The organism is Sphingomonas japonica, assembly GCF_006346325.1.
GTDB lineage: Bacteria > Pseudomonadota > Alphaproteobacteria > Sphingomonadales > Sphingomonadaceae > Sphingomonas > Sphingomonas japonica.
In genome coordinates this window covers 1,126,512-1,143,340 of record NZ_VDYR01000001.1, presented here as the reverse complement: position 1 = coordinate 1,143,340, position 16,829 = coordinate 1,126,512, and the positions used below count along the sequence as shown (strand labels likewise).

The following is a 16,829-nucleotide window of genomic DNA, read 5'->3' as shown; positions in this document are numbered from 1 at the left end:
CTTTGGGGAGAAGGTTCAAGGGGAAGATGGTGTCGGCGCCGCGGATCGCAGTATTGCTGCCTTGTTATAACGAGGATGCCGCCATCGCGCAGACGGTGGCGGGGTTCCGCGCCGCGCTGCCGTCGGCCACCATCTATGTGTACGACAACAACAGCCGCGACCGCACCGCCCAGGTCGCGCAGGAAGCGGGCGCCGTCGTGCGTACCGAGCGTATCCAGGGAAAGGGTGCCGTGGTGCGGCGGATGTTCGCCGACGTCGACGCCGACATCTATGTCATGGCCGACGGCGACGCGACCTATGACGCCGCGTCGGCGCCGGCGCTGGTGGCGAGGCTGGTCGACGAGCAACTCGACATGGTCGTCGGGAGCCGGGTGAGCCAGATCGACCTCGCCTATCGCCGGGGGCATCAGTTCGGCAACAAGGCGCTGACCGGCATCCTTGCCGGGCTGTTCGGGCGCAGCTTCACCGACATCCTGTCGGGATATCGCGTCTTCTCGCGCCGCTTCGTCAAAAGTTTTCCCGTGTTGTCGGTGGGGTTCGAGATCGAAACCGAGATCAGCGTCCATGCACTCGAGCTCAAGATGCCGGTCGGCGAGGTGGAAACGCCCTATTTCGCAAGGCCCGAGGGATCGGAATCGAAGCTCAATACCTGGGGCGACGGCATCCGCATCGCGCAGACCATCGCGACGCTCTACCGGATCGAGCGACCGATGCTGTTCTTCGGTATCCTCGCGCTGGCGCTCGCCGTGCTGGCATTCGTGCTCGCGGTACCGCTGGCGATAACCTATGCGCAGACCGGGCTGGTGCCACGCGTTCCGACGGCGATCCTCGTCACCGGGTTGATGATCCTGGCCTCGCTCAACCTGTTCGCCGGGCTGATCCTCGACACGGTGGTGCGCGGCCGGCGCGAGGTGCGGCGGCTGGCGTATCTGGCGCACCCTGCGCCGGGCGACGGGACGCGCTGACCCACCCCCTTGCGCCCCGGCAGTCCAACGCCGATGTTGGCGCTTCAACCACATGAGCGGGATTTCCATGCACGACCCTATGAGCGCCCTGGTTCCTATCGTCATCGAACAGTCGAGCCGCGGCGAGCGCAGCTTCGACATCTTTTCGCGTCTGCTGCGCGAGCGGATCGTGTTCGTCACCGGCGGCGTCGAGGACGGGATGGCTTCGCTCATCACCGCGCAGCTGCTGTTCCTCGAATCGGAGAACCCGAAAAAGGACATCTGGATGTACATCAACTCGCCGGGCGGGGTGGTGACGGCCGGCATGGCGATCCACGACACCATGCAGTATATCCGCCCGCGCGTCGGCACGGTGTGCATGGGGCAGGCAGCGTCGATGGGCAGCTTTCTGCTGGCATCGGGCGAGCCGGGGATGCGCGTCGCGCTGACCAATGCGCGGATCATGGTGCATCAGCCGTCGGGCGGCGCACAGGGCATGGCTTCGGATATCGAGATCCAGGCAAAGGAAATCCTGCGCATCCGTCGCCGGATGAACGAGCTTTACGCCAAATATACCGGCAAGCCCTTAGAGGCGATCGAGAAGGCGATGGATCGCGACACGTTCCTCGAGGCCGACGAGGCCAAGGCGTTCGGCATTGTCGACGAGGTCTACGACAAGCGCCCGGGCGTGCCCGAGGATGGCGGCAACTCGGCGACCGGCAGCGGCGGGGCGCCAAGCTGACGCGGTGGGGGGCGGCGCTCCCCCCATTTTGTCGATTGCCGGATTTCAGCCCGCGTGTAGGATGGCGGGTGGTTTAGCGCGTCCGTATGGACGTCAAGGATGGATTAGATGACGAAGTTGAGCGGTGGCGACTCCAAAAGCACCCTCTATTGCTCGTTCTGCGGCAAGTCGCAGCACGAGGTGCGCAAGCTGATCGCGGGTCCGACCGTCTTCATCTGCGACGAATGCGTCGAACTGTGCAACGACATCATCCGCGAGGAGACGAAGTCGGCGCTGGTGAGCAAGAAGGACGGCGGGGTGCCGACCCCGCAGGAAATCTGCGACGTGCTCGATGACTATGTGATCGGTCAGAAGCGGGCGAAGCGCGTGCTGTCGGTGGCGGTGCACAATCACTACAAGCGGCTCAACCACGGTGCCAAGGGCGCCGATGTCGAGCTGTCCAAGTCGAACATCCTGCTGGTCGGGCCGACCGGTTGCGGCAAGACGCTGCTCGCGCAGACGCTGGCGCGTATCCTCGACGTGCCGTTCACCATGGCGGATGCTACGACGCTCACCGAGGCCGGCTATGTCGGCGAGGATGTCGAGAACATCATCCTCAAGCTGCTCCAGGCGTCGGACTATAATGTCGAGCGGGCACAGCGCGGGATCGTCTATATCGACGAGATCGACAAGATCAGCCGCAAGGCCGAGAACCCGTCGATCACCCGCGACGTATCGGGCGAGGGCGTGCAGCAGGCGCTGCTCAAGCTGATGGAGGGCACGACCGCGTCGGTGCCGCCGCAGGGTGGCCGCAAGCATCCGCAACAGGAGTTCCTGCAGGTCGATACGACCAACATCCTGTTCATCTGCGGCGGTGCGTTCTCGGGGCTGGAGAAGATCATCGGCGATCGTCTGCAGGGCAAGTCGATCGGCTTCGGCGCCTATGTCGCCGCTCCCGAGGAGCGCAAGACCGGCGAGACGCTCAAGCAGGTCGAACCGGAGGATCTCCTGAAGTTCGGGCTGATCCCCGAATTTGTCGGTCGCCTGCCGGTGATCGCGACGCTGGAGGACCTCGACACCGAAGCGCTGATGAAGATCCTGACCGAGCCCAAGAACGCGCTGGTCAAGCAGTATCAGAAGCTGTTCGACATGGAGGGCGTCAAGCTCGGCTTCAACGACGATGCGCTGGTCGCGGTGTCGAAGAAGGCGATCGCGCGCAAGACGGGCGCGCGCGGGTTGCGCTCGATCCTCGAGGGCATTCTGCTCGACACGATGTTCGACCTGCCCAGCATGGACGGGGTCGACGAAGTCGTGGTCGACAAGGACGTGATCGAAGGCCGCAAGGAACCGGTCCGCGTCTATGCCAAGAAGGAAAAGGCCGGCGACGCTGCCTGATCCAGCATTTTACGGGACATCGGATGGGGCGGCGGCAGCGATGTCGCCGCCCTTTTTGATGCATTCGCCAACGCGGCGCGGCCAGCGGCGTGTTGGTTCCCGTGCGTCACCGTACCGCGCCATTAACCACATGCATTACCAGCAGATTCACGCTGTCCTGCGCATGGTTCGGCTCGATCTGAGCGGCACGACACGGCCCTCGTCGCAGTGGTTTAGGATGAGCGGTGCGTTTCTATCGAGCCAGCCAGTTTCTGTTCCCGCACAGCCTGGGGCTGCGGCTGTTCGCCGTATGCTTTGTCGGTACGCACATCCCGCTGATCGCATTCGTCGGTTGGGAAGTCCTGCGCGGACGCATCGCCTGGACTGAAACCTGGCTGCTGCTCGCGGCGACGCTGTTGGGCACCGCCGGAGCGATGATCGGCATCCGCAAGCTGCTGGCACCGCTCAAGATCTCGATCGAGGGTGTGCGCTCGATCGAGCGCGGCGAGCCGTTCGGGGGATCGGGCACGGCCGGACCCGACGAAATGGGGCAATTGCTGGCGAGGGTCAGCGAGGCGGCAGCGGCGGTGCAGTCGCGGCTGAGCGCACTCGACCAAGCCGCGCATCGCGATCCGCTGACCGGGCTGCTCAATCGCCGGGGCTTTTTCCTGGAGGCCGATCCGCTGTTCCATGCGCGGGTCGGCGGCGCCTTTGCGCTGATCGATCTCGATCGCTTCAAGCTGATCAACGACACCTATGGCCACCCGACCGGTGACCGCGTCATCCGTGATTTCTGCAACCGGCTGCGCGCGACGGTCGGCCGCGACGATGTCGTCGCACGCTGGGGTGGGGAGGAATTTGCGGTGTATTTCCCGCGCGCCGACGAGGCACATGCCAGAGGCGTGCTCGAGCAATTGGCGGCTTCGATCCGCGACCGCCCGATCGCCGAACTGGGCAACCATATAGCGACCTTTTCCGCAGGGCTGGTGGAGGTGACCGACGAGCCGGTCGACCGCACCATCGAGCGCGCCGACGCCGCGCTCTATGCCGCCAAGCGCTCGGGACGCGCGCAGGTGCTGGTCGAGCGTGACGTGCTGGCGCGGGCGATGGGCGGACTGGGCTGACCCGTCAGGGAATGACGGTCGTGAACAGATAGGCGGCAAAGATCACCAGGTGCACCGCGCCCTGCAGGACCGTGGTGCGCCCGGTGCCCAGCGACAGCGTCGCGACGAACAGCGACAGCGCGAGCAGCACGACCGACTTGCCGTCGATGCCGAGCGTCAGCGGCAGATCGAGCATCAGCGACACCACCGCCACCGTCGGGATGGTGAGCCCGATCGTCGCCAGCGCCGAACCGAGCGCGAGATTGAGACTGGTCTGCAGCCGGTCGCGCTTGGCGGCGCGATAGGCGGCGAGGCTTTCCGGCGCCAGCACCAGCGCGGCGATGACCACGCCGACGATCGCCAGCGGCAGGCCGGCATCGAGCACCGCGCGCTCGACCGTCGCCGACAGCGCTTTGGCGAGCAGCACGACGACCACCAGCGCGACGGCGAGGACGCCGAACGCAGCCCATGCCGTGCGATTGCTCGGCAATGCGGCATGGACGTCGGCGGCGACGCCCTCGCCACCGGGAAGGAAATAATCGCGGTGCCGCACCGTCTGGATGAGGACGAAGGTGCCATAGAGGATCAGCGAGACGACCGCGGTGAACAACAGCTGCGACGCCGAATAGGTCGGCCCCGGCGTCGTCGAGGTATAGTTGGGCAGTACCAGCGACAGCACCGCCATCGCCGCGAGGACGCACAGCGCCGCGCTGACCCCGCGCTGGGTGAAGCGCTGTTCGCGGTGGCGCGCGGCCCCGGCGAGCAGGCACAGCCCGACGATGCCGTTGAGGATGATCATGATCGCCGCGAACACGGTGTCGCGGGCGAGGGCCGAGGCGTCGCCGCTCTCGGCCAGCATCAGCGACACGATCAGCGACACCTCGATTACCGTCACCGCGACCGCCAGCACTAGCGTGCCGAACGGTTCGCCGACGCGGTGCGCGACGACTTCGGCGTGGTGAACCGCGGCGAGGACGCAGCCGATCAGGATCAGCGTCGCGGCGACGATGCCGATGGTGCCGAGCTTGGCGAGTCCAATCGCGACCGCGACCAGACCGACCGGCGGCATCGCCAGCGTCCAGACCGGCAGGGCATCCCGCCACGGCATCGGCGCGTGATCGGGCGATTGGGTAGTCGCGGTGGTCAGCGGCATTCAGTTCTCCGTCGGCTATGTCCGATCAATGTTCGGACAGCGCGATCGGTCCGACTACCGTCTTGCTTGGCGCGTGGCGAGCGCGATGCCCGCCGCGATCTGGACCAGCGCATAGCCCCGGCGGCGGCCCGGGCGATCACGGAACGGCGCGACCAGTTTCTGCGACCCCAGCGCGTCGTCCTGCCACAGTTCGACATGGCGGCGCGGCTGGAGCAGGCCGAGCACCCCGTCGCCGATCATGAAGATCGCCGCCATTTCGGCCGCACGCCGCGGCCACAGGCTCATTGCGTGCGCGCCTTCGCCTGGAACGCCTGCATCGCGTCGATGCTGTCCGATTGCATCAGGATGCGCGACATCGGGTCGATCACGACGTGCGCGCCCGCGGGAACGGTCACCGTACCGCGGCCGCCGGTCATCGCGACGGCCTGGACCTTGCCGTCCACCGAAACCTCGACCGGCAGCGGGAAAGGCTTGCCGTTGGGAGCCTTCCATTCCAGCGCCAGCGTATCGCCCGTCCGCGTCTGGACGAGGTCGGGAAGCGCCGCTTCGCTCAGATAGACGTCGAAGAACCAGTCATAGTCCTTGCCCGTTACCTGGTCGATGATCTGGCGGAATTCGGCCGTCGAGGAAAAGCGCGGCTCGAAATTGCCGGGCCTGGGATCGGGGCGCCCGTAGACGAGGCGGCGGGTCGCTTCGAAGAACTTGTCGTCGCCGATCGTGTTGCGCAGCGTGTGCAGCATCCACGATCCCTTGACGTAGATGTCGCCGGCCGGGCCGCTTTCGGGCTTGTAGACATCCTCCGCCGCGCGCGGCTCGCCCGACGTGATCGGGAACTTGTTGGCGATCGTCTCGCGCTGCTTGAGCATCATCGCGGTGTAGCGGCCGTCGCCTTCGCGCCAGCGGCCGTAGAGAGGCTGCATGTACGCGCCGAAGCTTTCGTGCAGCCAGAAATCGTCCCAGTTGGCGGCGGTCAGCTGATTGGCGAACCATTCATGCGCGAACTCGTGCTGGAACAGCCAGTCGAACCCCTCGGCAGCCTTCTTGTAGCCATTGCCATAGGCGTTGATCGTCTGGTGCTCCATGCCGAGATGCGGGGTCTCGACGACGCCCACTTTTTCGTCACCGAACGGGTAGGGGCCGATCACGCTTTCGAAGAAATCGAGCGTCGGGGCAAATTCGGCAAACAACCCCTTAGCCTGTTCGGCCTCGCCGGGCAGATACCAGTAGAACATCGGTATCGTGTTGCCGAACTGGCTTTGATACGTGCCGCTGATCTGTTCGTACGGCGCGACCGTCAGCGAGATGCCGTAATTGGTCGGATCGGTGACGCGCCAGTTCCACCGGCTGCGGCCATCGGCAAGCGCATCGACGCCGAGCAGCTTGCCATTGGCAGGAGCCTTCAGCCCCTTTGGCACGGTGATGTGCATGGTGATGCTGTCGGGTTCATAGGTCGGATAGTCGACGCACGGCCAGAACAGGTCGCAGCCCGATCCCTGCACCGCAGTGGCCACCCAAGGCTGGCCACCCGGCGTTTGCGACCAGACGAAGCCGCCGTCCCACGGCGCGCGGATCGCGACGTGCGGCGTGCCGGCATAGCTGATCTTCGCCGAGACCTTGCCGTTCGCTGCGACCGGGCGGGGCAGTGTGATCGTCAGGCGTCCTTCGGGATTGCTCCACGCGGTCCTGGCCAGCGCCTGACCGTCGATCGCGATCGCCGACACCGGCAAATTGCGGTCGAGATCGATCACCAGCCGGTCGGTCGGCGCGGTCGCGGTGAAGTTCAGCGTGGCGACGCCCGCGATCGCCTCGCGGTCTGGAAAGATCTCGAACGCCAGGTCGGCAGTGTCGAACCGCAGCTTCTCGGTCGCCGGATCGAGCGGCGCTCCCGATGCCGCAGTCAGTTCGGTCAGCGGCGGCTTGCCCGGATCGGCAGCGGCGATCAGCGCGAGCGAGGAGGCAGCGAGGAGGAGCGGGCGGATCATGGTCTTCAGTTTCCCTGGTTGCGGTATTGGGCGGCCTGCCAGGCCTGATAGTCGTCGATGATGGCCGATTTGCGCAGCGTGCGCGAGTTGGGATCGAGGACCACGTGCGCGGCGGCCGGGACGGTCAGCACGGCGCGCCCGCCAGTCATCGGCAGTTTGCGAACATTGCCGTCGATCGAAATCTCGACCGGCAGCGGAAAAGGCTTTGCATTCGGCGCCTTCCATTCGACGACCAGGCGGTCGCCGGTACGCGTCTGGACGAGTTCGGGCAGCGCCGCCTGGTACAGATAGACGTCGAAGAACCATTGCAGATCCTGGCCCGTCACCTGCCTCGCATAGGCGATGTACTCTGGGGTAGTGCGATAGACCGGCTTGAAATTGCCGGGCCGCGGATCGGTGCGGCCATAGACGGCGAGGCGCGTCAGGTCGAAAAAGGCCTTGTCGCCGATCAGGTTTCGCAGGGTGTGCAGCACCCACGCGCCCTTGACGTAGATATCCCCCGCCGGACCGGTTTCGGGCCGGTAGACGTCGGTCGCGGACTTCGGACTGCCCGACACGACCGGAAAACGATTGCGGATGCCGCGGCGCGACTCGTGCATCATCGTCGCATACACCGCCTCGCCCTCGCGCCAGCGGCCGTACAGCGGCTGCATGTACGCGCCATAGCCCTCGTGTAGCCAGAAATCGTCCCAGTTGGCGACGGTCAGCTGGTTGGCGAACCATTCGTGGCTGAATTCATGCTGGAACAGGTCGTCGAAGCCGAACGGCGTCTTGGCATAGTCGTTGCCGTAAGCGTTGATCGTCTGATGCTCCATGCCCTTGTGCGGTGTCTCGACCACGCCGAGCTTCTGGTCGGCAAAGGGATAGGGGCCGATGACGCTTTCGAAGAAATCGAGCGTTGGCGCGAATTCCGCGAACAGCTTTGCCGCTTGCGCCTCACGACCCGGCAGATGCCAGTAGAACATCGGTATCTGGTTGCCGTATCGGCTGCGGTAGCTGCCCGACAGCTCGACATAGGGCGCGATGTTGAGCGCCACGCCATACAGTGTCGGATTGCGCGCGCGCCAGTTCCAGGTGGTGCGCCCGTCGGGCAGTGTATCGACGCCGACCAGCACACCGTTCGACGGCGCCTTGAGGCCCTGTGGAACGGTCAGGTGCAGGTCGAGCCGCTGCGGCTCATAGGTCGGATAGTCGATGCACGGGAAATAGAGGTCGCAGCCCGAGAATTGCGCGGTGGTCGCGATCCACGGAGCGCCCTGAGGCGTCTTTTCCCAGATGATCCCGTCGAACCAGGGCGGGCGAGTAGCGACATGCGGCTTGCCGGCATAGCGGATCGTCGCGGCGAAGCGGGTGCCCGCCGCGATCGGCGCGGCCAGCGCGATGGTCATGCGGCCGTCGCAATTGGTCCAGCTACCCTTGGGCAACTCGTTGCCATTGATCGCGATGCTGCCGACCGCATAGTTGTCGTCGAGGTCGACGACCAGGCGGTCCAGCCTGTCCTTCGCGACGAAGTTCAGGGTGCTGACACCGGTGATCGCCTGGGCATCGGGAAACACTTCGATCGCGACGTCGGCGGTATCGAGCGTCACCGCCCGCTGTTCGGGGGCGAGCGGGGCACCCGACTGGTCGGTCTGCGCCGACGCCGATGCCGACGTCAGAATGAAAGCGCATGCAAGCAGGCTGCGAAACATCTGGTTCCCCCGTCCGACCGACCACAGCGTTGACGATTGATGCACGCCGCGCTGTCACCATATACAGTCGGTAACCGCCCGCAACGGGCACCGGAGTATCCATGAAGCAGACCTATCCCGTCCTTCCGCTGCGCGACATCGTCGTGTTCCCGCACATGATCGTGCCGCTGTTCGTCGGCCGCGACAAATCGGTCGGCGCGCTCGAAGCGGCGATGGCGGACGACAAGGAAATCTTTCTCGTCGCGCAGCTCGATCCCGGCAACGACGATCCTGGCCGCGATGATCTTTACGATATCGGCGTCACCGCCGAGGTGATGCAGATGCTCAAGCTGCCGGACGGCACCGTACGGGTGCTGGTCGCGGGCAAGGAGCGCGCGTCGATCGCCGAGCTGGATGCCAGCGAAGGCCATCTGACCGCGAAGGTCGATCCCGTCGAGGAGCGCGGCGGCGACACGCCGGAAGCAGCCGCGCTGATGCGATCGGTGATCGACCAGTTCGAGAACTATGCCAAGCTCAACCGCAAGCTGCCGTCGGAAACCGCGGTCCAGCTGGCCGAACTCGACGACGCCTCGCGGCTGGCCGACGCGGTCGCCGCCAACATCGCGGTCAAGGTCGCCGACAAGCAATCGCTGCTGGTCGAGGTCGATGCCGGCAAGCGGCTCGAAATGGTGTTCGCCTTCATGGAGGGCGAACTGGGCGTGTTGCAGGTCGAGAAGAAGATCCGCAGCCGCGTCAAGCGCCAGATGGAGAAGACCCAGCGCGAATATTATCTAAACGAGCAATTGAAGGCGATCCAGCGCGAGCTGGGCAATGAGAGCGAGTCGGGCGACGGCGACGAGATCGCCGAGCTGACGCAGAAGATCGCGACATTGAAGCTGTCGAAGGAAGCCAAGACTAAGGCGACTGCCGAGCTCAAGAAGCTCAAGACGATGGCACCGATGTCTGCCGAGGCGACGGTGGTGCGCAACTATCTCGACGTGCTGCTGGGTCTGCCGTGGGGCAAGAAGTCGAAGCTGAAAAAGGACCTGGTCGAGGCCGAACGCGTGCTCGACGAGGAGCATTACGCGCTCGAGAAGGTCAAGGACCGGATCGTCGAATATCTGGCGGTGCAGACGCGCACCAACAAGCTGAAAGGCCCGATCCTGTGCCTGGTCGGCCCGCCCGGCGTCGGCAAGACGTCATTGGGCAAATCGATCGCGCGGGCGACCGGGCGCGAGTTCATTCGCCAGTCGCTGGGCGGCGTGCGCGACGAGGCCGAAATCCGAGGCCATCGCCGCACCTATATCGGCTCGCTTCCGGGCAAGGTCGTCACCAACCTCAAAAAGGCGGGAACCAGCAATCCGCTGTTCCTGCTCGACGAGATCGACAAGCTCGGTCAGGATTTCAGGGGCGATCCGGCGTCGGCATTGCTCGAAGTGCTCGACCCCGAGCAGAATGCGAAATTCCAGGACCATTATCTGGAGATCGACGTCGACCTGTCCGACGTGATGTTCGTGTGCACCGCCAACACGCTCAACCTGCCGCAGCCGCTGCTCGACCGGATGGAGATCATCCGGCTGGAGGGCTATACCGAGGATGAGAAGGTCGAGATCGCCGAGCGCCACCTGATCGCCAAGCAGTTCGAGGCCCATGGCCTCAAGGACGGCGAGTTCGAACTCACCAATGCCGGGCTGCGCGACCTGATCCGCTATTACACGCGCGAGGCCGGTGTGCGCACGCTCGAGCGCGAGATCGCCAAGCTCGCGCGCAAGGCATTGCGCCGCATCCTCGAGGGTAAGGCCGAAAGCGTCACCGTAACCCCGGACAATCTCGGTGAGTTTGCGGGCGTGCGCAAATACCGCTTCGGAATCGGCGAGGAGGAGCATCAGATCGGCGCGGTTACCGGGCTGGCCTGGACCGAGGTCGGCGGCGAGCTGTTGACGATCGAGGGAGTCACGGTGCCGGGCAAGGGCGCGGCGAAGGTCACCGGCAAGCTCGGCGACGTGATGAAGGAATCGATCGAGACCGCGTTCAGCTTCGTCAAGGCGCGCTCACCCTCCTATGGCATCAAGCCGAGCCTGTTCGCGCGCAAGGACATCCACATCCATCTGCCCGAAGGCGCGGTGCCGAAGGACGGTCCGTCGGCAGGCATCGGCATCGTCACCGCGATCGTATCGACCCTTACCGGCGTGCCGGTGCGCCGCGACATCGCGATGACCGGCGAAGTGACGCTGCGGGGGCGCGTGCTGCCGATCGGCGGCCTCAAGGAAAAGCTGCTCGCAGCGCTGCGCGGCGGCATCACTACCGTGCTGATCCCGGCGGAGAACGAGAAGGATCTTGCCGACATTCCGGCGACGATCCGCGACGGCCTGACCATCGTTTCGGTGAGCCATGTCGACGAAGTGCTCAAGCTGGCACTGACCAGCGAGCTCACCGCGATCGACTGGACCGATGCCGACGAACTGGCCGCGCAGCCGATCCATCCCGTTTCGGGACTGAGCGAGCCGATGCGGCACTGAAGCGGGCAAATCCCGTCATTCTGCCGCAAAAAGGGCGGAATCCCTTTGACATGCGGAAAACTCGCGGCCTTACTGTCGCACCGGCGTGAGGCCGCGAGTCCAAATTCATTCCTAGTGCAACAATAACAGGGGTTAAGAGGGTTATGAACAAGCAGGAGCTGATCGGGCAGGTCGCTGACCATTCGGGACTGACCAAGGGCGATGCAAGCAAGGCCGTCGAGGCCGTGTTTGATTCGATTTCGGGCGCGCTCAAGAAGGGTGACGAAGTCCGCCTCGTCGGGTTCGGAACCTTTTCGGTGTCGAAGCGCAAGGCATCGACCGGCCGCAACCCGCGTACCGGCGAGCCGATGACGATCAAGGCATCGACCCAGCCCAAATTCAAGGCCGGCAAGGGCCTCAAGGATTCGGTCAACTGATCGAACGGACCTGACGGAACGGTTGGCGGGCTGGACAGACCGGAGCATTTCGGTCTATCCGCCCGCTTCCCGTTTTCGGGCGCGTAGCTCAGTGGTAGAGCACACCCTTCACACGGGTGGGGTCGCAAGTTCAATCCTTGCCGCGCCCACCAGATCACAGGCCCGCCTGGGAGCGATCCCGGCGGGTTTTTTCATGGTCTTTCGCAGCAGCGGCTGACCGTCTCGCCGGCATGGATCGCACGACGTCGCGCACTGCCGCGGATCCCCTTGTCGCGGCCAATGCAACAGACATCGGCTGGTCCCATCGTGCCGCATGGCGCTCGTCATCAAAACGCAACATGAGTCTTCATTCCGTCACGCATCCGTAACGCAACCGTCCCGGAAACGGCATCCAACCGTCACGCTTGGCCTCTAGCGGGGGCTGGGGATCGACAGGGGGACAACCGAGTCGGTCGAAGGGCAGTCCTGCCCGCCAGCGCAAACCGGAAACCCGGAACGGAGATTTTCATGGCCGACTTCAAACGCCTCAGCCTCATCCTGCTCACCAGCGCCGCCGGCGCCGCGCTCAGCGCATGCGATGGCGCGTCGAGCGTCGCTTCGCCGGGTGAGGGGGTCATCGTTGTCCCGGGCACGCCCGCACCGACCCCGGCGCCGACGCCGACCCCCACTCCCACCGACACGCCGGGTCAGCCCGCGGCGGATTGCCCCAGCGGCACCACCGATGTCGGCACCGTCGGCAATTTCCGCTCATGCCGTCTGCCGACGCTGATCAGCAACCTGACGCTGCCGGCGCGCGCCGGTACCGCGTATCAGATCAATGGCCGCGTGGACGTCGGTGTCGATCGCGGCGGCGCGGGTACGGGCGGGCAGGCGGGTAGCCTGACGATCGAACCGGGCGTGGTGCTGTTTGCCAATACGACCAACGCCGCAAACGACTTCCTAGTCGTCAATCGCGGATCGACGATCAATGCCGAAGGCACCGAGACCGCGCCGATCATCTTCACCGCGCAGGACAACCTGACCGGCAACGTCACCGACGACAGCCAGGGCCTGTGGGGCGGCGTTATCCTCGCCGGCCGCGCTCCGATCTCGAACTGCCAGGCGACGGTTCCGGGGGGATCGGTCAATTGCGAGAACGTCGTCGAAGGTACCGGCAACGCGCTGTACGGCGGCGCCACTGCCGGCGACAGCTCGGGCGTGATGCGCTATGTCCAGATCCGCTATTCGGGCACTCAGATTTCGGAAGGCAACGAGCTGCAGGGGCTGACCACCGGCGGTGTCGGATCGGGCACGACGCTTGAAAACATCCAGGTCCATAACAGCTCGGACGATGGCATCGAGGTGTTCGGCGGCACGGTCAACGCCAAGTATCTGGTGATCACCGGCGCCGATGACGACAGCTTGGATACCGATGTGGGCTGGCGCGGGTTTATCCAGTTTGCGCTGGTGCTCCAGAAGCCGAACAACACCCAGACCGACAACTACGTCATGGAGATCGATTCGAACGGCAACGAGGACACGCAGCCGCGTCAGTTCGGCCGGATCGCCAACTTCACCTTCGTCAACACCAACCAGGTCACCAACGCGGCGCTGCGCCTGCGCGGTGGTGCCGACTTCGCATTTGCCAACGGCATCCTGTCGTCGTCGCTGCCATGCCTCAACATCGTGGCCGGCACGACCGACAATGGCGGCAAGTCGACGATCCGTCCTGCCAACCCCGACCTGCAGGAAAACGGACCGCCGACGTTCGACTCGATCTACTTCGCGTGCACGCCGCTGTCGGCCGAGACGACGCAGAGCGATGTGACGGTCACCAATGCCGAGCAGGCCGCGGTGGTCAACGCCGGCACCAACAACGTCACCAACGGGACCAACGCTGCCGGCCTGACGGGCACCTATCTGCCCAATACCGCGGCGCTGGCGGTCACCCCGTTCGATGCCCGCACGCTCGACGGAAATGCGAATTTCTTCGTCCAGACGAGCTATATCGGCGCGATCTCCGGTCCTGACGACACCTGGTATCAGGGCTGGACTTGCAACTCGAACCGCGGAAACTTCGGCGCGACCAGCGGCGACTGCACCGCGGTCCCGAGCACGTAAGGCACACGCATGAGGCCGCGGGGAAAAGGGCGAAAACCCCTTTTCCCCGCGGCTTTCGCGTTAGACCGACCCCCTGATTTCGGAAGCCTTGCCATGAAAAAGAGCCTCGCATTCGCAAGCCTGCTGATGGGCACGACGGTCTTCGTCGCGCCTGCCGCGCTTGCCCAGACCACGACGCCTCCTGCGTCCTCGACCGTCAGCCCCGATGCCGGCGGCGATACGCCCGTCGATCAAGTGTCGCCGACCGAAGACCCGGTGACCGAGCAGGAGGTCGAGGTCTCCGCACCCGGCGCGGGCGACGACTATGGCGAGGACATCGTCGTCATCGGCCGTAACATCCCCAATGTCGTGCGTTCGACGCCGCAGGTCGTTCAGGTGCTTTCGACCGAGGACATCGCGCGCACCGGCGAGGGCGACATCGCCGGCGCATTGCAGCGCGTGACGGGGTTGAGCGTCGTCGGCAACGGCTTCGTCTATGTCCGCGGGCTCGGCGATCGCTATTCGTCGTCGCTGCTCAACGGATCACCGCTGCCGAGCCCCGAGCCGCTGCGCCGCGTCGTGCCGCTCGATATCTTCCCCACCAACATCGTCGCCTCGGCGCTGGTGCAAAAGAGCTATTCCGCCAACTATGCCGGCGAATTCGGCGGCGGCGTCATCAACCTGACGACTCGTGCCGTGCCCGAGGAGAGCTTTCTTCAGGTCGGCGGATCCGTCGCTTTCGACACCGTCACCACCAGCGAACTCGGCTATGTCTATGACGGCGGCAGCGCCGACGTGTTCGGCTATGACGATGGCGAGCGGACTGTCCCGGGCTTCATCAAGGATGCGGGCAATGCCGGTACCAACGTCACCGATCCGACGCTGATCGGGCAACTGTCGAACGCGCCGACCACGCTGCTGGAGAGCAATTTCCATATCCCGGCGAACTGGTCGGGCGAATTGAGCGGCGGCACCTCGTTCGACATCGGCGATTCGTCGCGGCTCGGCTTCATCGCCGCCGGTGGCCTCAGCAACAGCTGGCGCACGCGCGATGCGATCCAGCAAACGTCAGTGTCGGCGGACGGCCAGATCGCCCGCGATTTTCGCACCGTGCTGACCGACAACCGCCTCCTGGTGAACGGCCTGCTGGGTACCGGGCTCGAGTTCGGCGAGCAGCGCATCCGCTTCACCAACGTCTATGTCCACGACACGCTCAAGCAGGGTCGGCTGGGTGCGGGCACGGGCGCCAACACGCCGGCCACTCCGGACGGCGTCCAGCCATTTATCGAACAGAACACCAACTGGTTCGAGCGACAGCTGTTCACGTCGCAGCTGGTCGGCGAATTCGAATTTGGCGGGTTCGACCTCGACCTGCGCGGCGCCTATGCCAACACCAAGCGCAAGTCGCCCTACGAGCGCTTCTTCCGCTACACCTACAATGTGCTGGTTGGCGACTATACCAACAACCTCACCAACAACTCGGCGACGGTGGCATTCAGCGACCTCAACGAGGATATCTGGTCGGGCAACGCCGATGTCAGCGACGAATTCGATTTCGGCCGTCCGGTAACGCTGTCGGCGGGCTATGCCTATACCGACACGGATCGCCAGTCGTCGTTCTTCTCGTTCCAGTATCTGGCCAACAACCTCGATCTGGCGCAGCAGCAGCTGCGGCCCGACTATCTGCTGTCCGACTTCTCGATCCAGCAGAACGGCATCGTCCTGTCGAACACTTCGACCTTCGGCGGTGCAGCGGGCAATGCGCCGCTGTACGAAGCCGAACTGACCGTCAACGCGGGCTATGTGCAGGCCGAGGCGGAGTTGCTCGACGGCGTCCGGCTGACCGCGGGCGTGCGCTATGAAGATGCGACCGAAACGGTCAATCCCGATCCGACCGGGACCGGCACCGACATCACGCCGACGTCCATCGCCAACGACTATTTCCTGCCCGCGGCAACGATGACCTGGAATTTTGCCGAGGACATGCAGCTGCGCCTGCACGGATCGAAGACGATCGCCCGACCGCAGTTCCGCGAGCTGGCACGGCAGGTCTATCGCGATTATGAATCCGACCGGCTGTTCTATGGCAACCCGAACCTCGTCGATTCGGAACTCATTAATGCCGAAGCGCGGTACGAATGGTTCTTCGGTCGCGATCAGCGCTTCACGCTGGCCGGCTTCTACAAGAAGATCGACAATCCGATCGAGCAGATCGCGTTCCTGCCCGGCGGCGGCGAATCGATCCAGACCGGCTTTTCGAACGCGCCCGAAGCCGAACTGTACGGCGCCGAGATCGAAGCCCAGAAGTACATCCCGCTCGATTTCCTAGGCGGCGATCTGTTCGCGACGCGGCGGCTGTTGCTGCTCGCCAACTACACCTACACCCAGTCGGAGATCAAAATCGGCGACGAACTGGTGTCGAGCCCGATCAACGACACCTTCCAGGCGGCTAACCTTTTGTTCCGCGACGGCGCGCCGCTGACGGGGCAGTCGGATCATGTCGTTAATGCCCAGATCGGCATCGAGGATACCGAGACGCTGTCGCAGCTGACGCTGCTGTTCAACTATGCCAGTGAGCGCGTGACCAATCGCGGCCCGGTCGCCGACGGCGTGCGCTTGCCCGACCTGATCGAGACGCCGGGCATTCGGCTCGACGTCGTCGCACGGCAGGGGTTCGAAGTCGGCGGTGCCAATTTCGAGATCAAGTTCGAAGGCCGCAACCTGACCGGCACCGAATATCGCGAATCGCAGACGTTCGATGACGAAACGGAAGTGTTCAACAACCGCTATCGGCTTGGCCGCGTATTCTCGGTCGGGATCAGCGCCGCACTCTAGAAATTGGTCAAGAGGGGGAATCGGGGCTCGGCG

At 64.6% G+C, this 16,829-nt stretch carries 12 protein-coding genes and 1 tRNA gene; 9 read left to right on the top strand and 4 right to left on the bottom strand.

The annotated features are described in order from the left end of the window. Positions 1 to 26: 26 nt before the first annotated feature. From FHY50_RS05775 to FHY50_RS05760, 4 genes are all read left to right on the top strand, one after another. Entirely contained in the window at positions 27 to 965 is a 939-nt protein-coding gene (locus FHY50_RS05775; RefSeq protein WP_140047562.1) for a glycosyltransferase family 2 protein, read from the top strand. A gap of 67 nt (positions 966 to 1,032) precedes the next feature. Next, positions 1,033 to 1,686 (top strand): ATP-dependent Clp protease proteolytic subunit, encoded by a 654-nt coding sequence (locus FHY50_RS05770; protein WP_140047561.1) that lies wholly within the window; start codon positions 1,033 to 1,035, stop codon positions 1,684 to 1,686. Between the two features lie 108 nt (positions 1,687 to 1,794). After that, a complete protein-coding gene (gene clpX, locus FHY50_RS05765; RefSeq protein WP_140047560.1) occupies positions 1,795 to 3,060 on the top strand; it encodes an ATP-dependent Clp protease ATP-binding subunit ClpX in 1,266 nt (421 codons plus the stop codon). Between the two features lie 224 nt (positions 3,061 to 3,284). Then, positions 3,285 to 4,163: a GGDEF domain-containing protein gene (locus tag FHY50_RS05760; RefSeq protein ID WP_140047559.1), complete on the top strand. Its 879-nt coding sequence runs from the start codon at positions 3,285 to 3,287 to the stop codon at positions 4,161 to 4,163. A 4-nt stretch (positions 4,164 to 4,167) separates the two neighbouring features. Here FHY50_RS05760 and FHY50_RS05755 read toward each other — a convergent pair whose 3' ends face one another. The 4 genes from FHY50_RS05755 to FHY50_RS05740 are packed head-to-tail and all read right to left on the bottom strand — an operon-like array spanning position 4,168 to position 8,968. Next, on the bottom strand, positions 4,168 to 5,295 hold the full coding sequence (locus tag FHY50_RS05755) for a calcium:cation antiporter (RefSeq protein ID WP_208402898.1): 1,128 nt from the start codon (positions 5,293 to 5,295) through the stop codon (positions 4,168 to 4,170). 54 nt (positions 5,296 to 5,349) lie between these two features. Then, positions 5,350 to 5,580, bottom strand: coding sequence for a hypothetical protein (locus tag FHY50_RS05750; protein WP_140047558.1), 231 nt, complete (start codon positions 5,578 to 5,580; stop codon positions 5,350 to 5,352). Beyond that, the gene (locus FHY50_RS05745) at positions 5,577 to 7,277 is read right to left on the bottom strand and encodes a M1 family metallopeptidase (RefSeq protein WP_140047557.1); all 1,701 of its coding nucleotides are present in this window, start codon (positions 7,275 to 7,277) and stop codon (positions 5,577 to 5,579) included. The genes FHY50_RS05750 and FHY50_RS05745 overlap by 4 nt, the downstream gene beginning before the upstream one ends. A 5-nt stretch (positions 7,278 to 7,282) precedes the next feature. Further along, positions 7,283 to 8,968 carry a M1 family metallopeptidase gene (locus tag FHY50_RS05740; protein WP_140047556.1) on the bottom strand — a complete coding sequence of 562 codons (1,686 nt, stop codon included), beginning with the start codon at positions 8,966 to 8,968 and terminating at the stop codon, positions 7,283 to 7,285. A gap of 101 nt (positions 8,969 to 9,069) precedes the next feature. On the opposite strand from FHY50_RS05740, the gene lon reads away from it, so the two are divergent. From lon to FHY50_RS05715, 5 genes are all read left to right on the top strand, one after another. After that, a complete protein-coding gene (gene lon / locus FHY50_RS05735; protein ID WP_140047555.1) occupies positions 9,070 to 11,466 on the top strand; it encodes an endopeptidase La in 2,397 nt (798 codons plus the stop codon). Positions 11,467 to 11,609: 143 nt separating this feature from the next. Then, on the top strand, positions 11,610 to 11,882 hold the full coding sequence (locus FHY50_RS05730; RefSeq protein ID WP_140047554.1) for an HU family DNA-binding protein: 273 nt from the start codon (positions 11,610 to 11,612) through the stop codon (positions 11,880 to 11,882). 77 nt (positions 11,883 to 11,959) lie between these two features. Beyond that, positions 11,960 to 12,034 (top strand) — tRNA-Val (locus tag FHY50_RS05725). Between the two features lie 355 nt (positions 12,035 to 12,389). Beyond that, positions 12,390 to 13,982, top strand: a complete 1,593-nt coding sequence (locus FHY50_RS05720) for a hypothetical protein (RefSeq protein WP_140047553.1) — start codon at positions 12,390 to 12,392, stop codon at positions 13,980 to 13,982. 93 nt (positions 13,983 to 14,075) lie between these two features. Beyond that, on the top strand, positions 14,076 to 16,796 hold the full coding sequence (locus tag FHY50_RS05715) for a TonB-dependent receptor domain-containing protein (RefSeq protein WP_140047552.1): 2,721 nt from the start codon (positions 14,076 to 14,078) through the stop codon (positions 16,794 to 16,796). Positions 16,797 to 16,829: the final 33 nt, after the last annotated feature.

What these genes read in the sequence shown, in the direction of transcription:
- FHY50_RS05775 (WP_140047562.1), top strand. Translation starts at nt 27, where the DNA reads ATGGTGTCGGCGCCGCGGATCGCAGTATTGCTGCCTTGTTATAACGAG.
- FHY50_RS05770 (WP_140047561.1), top strand. Translation starts at nt 1,033, where the DNA reads ATGCACGACCCTATGAGCGCCCTGGTTCCTATCGTCATCGAACAGTCG.
- clpX (WP_140047560.1), top strand. Translation starts at nt 1,795, where the DNA reads ATGACGAAGTTGAGCGGTGGCGACTCCAAAAGCACCCTCTATTGCTCG.
- FHY50_RS05755 (WP_208402898.1), bottom strand. Translation starts at nt 5,295, where the DNA reads ATGCCGCTGACCACCGCGACTACCCAATCGCCCGATCACGCGCCGATG.
- FHY50_RS05750 (WP_140047558.1), bottom strand. Translation starts at nt 5,580, where the DNA reads ATGAGCCTGTGGCCGCGGCGTGCGGCCGAAATGGCGGCGATCTTCATG.
- FHY50_RS05745 (WP_140047557.1), bottom strand. Translation starts at nt 7,277, where the DNA reads ATGATCCGCCCGCTCCTCCTCGCTGCCTCCTCGCTCGCGCTGATCGCC.
- FHY50_RS05740 (WP_140047556.1), bottom strand. Translation starts at nt 8,968, where the DNA reads ATGTTTCGCAGCCTGCTTGCATGCGCTTTCATTCTGACGTCGGCATCG.
- lon (WP_140047555.1), top strand. Translation starts at nt 9,070, where the DNA reads ATGAAGCAGACCTATCCCGTCCTTCCGCTGCGCGACATCGTCGTGTTC.
- FHY50_RS05730 (WP_140047554.1), top strand. Translation starts at nt 11,610, where the DNA reads ATGAACAAGCAGGAGCTGATCGGGCAGGTCGCTGACCATTCGGGACTG.
- FHY50_RS05720 (WP_140047553.1), top strand. Translation starts at nt 12,390, where the DNA reads ATGGCCGACTTCAAACGCCTCAGCCTCATCCTGCTCACCAGCGCCGCC.
- FHY50_RS05715 (WP_140047552.1), top strand. Translation starts at nt 14,076, where the DNA reads ATGAAAAAGAGCCTCGCATTCGCAAGCCTGCTGATGGGCACGACGGTC.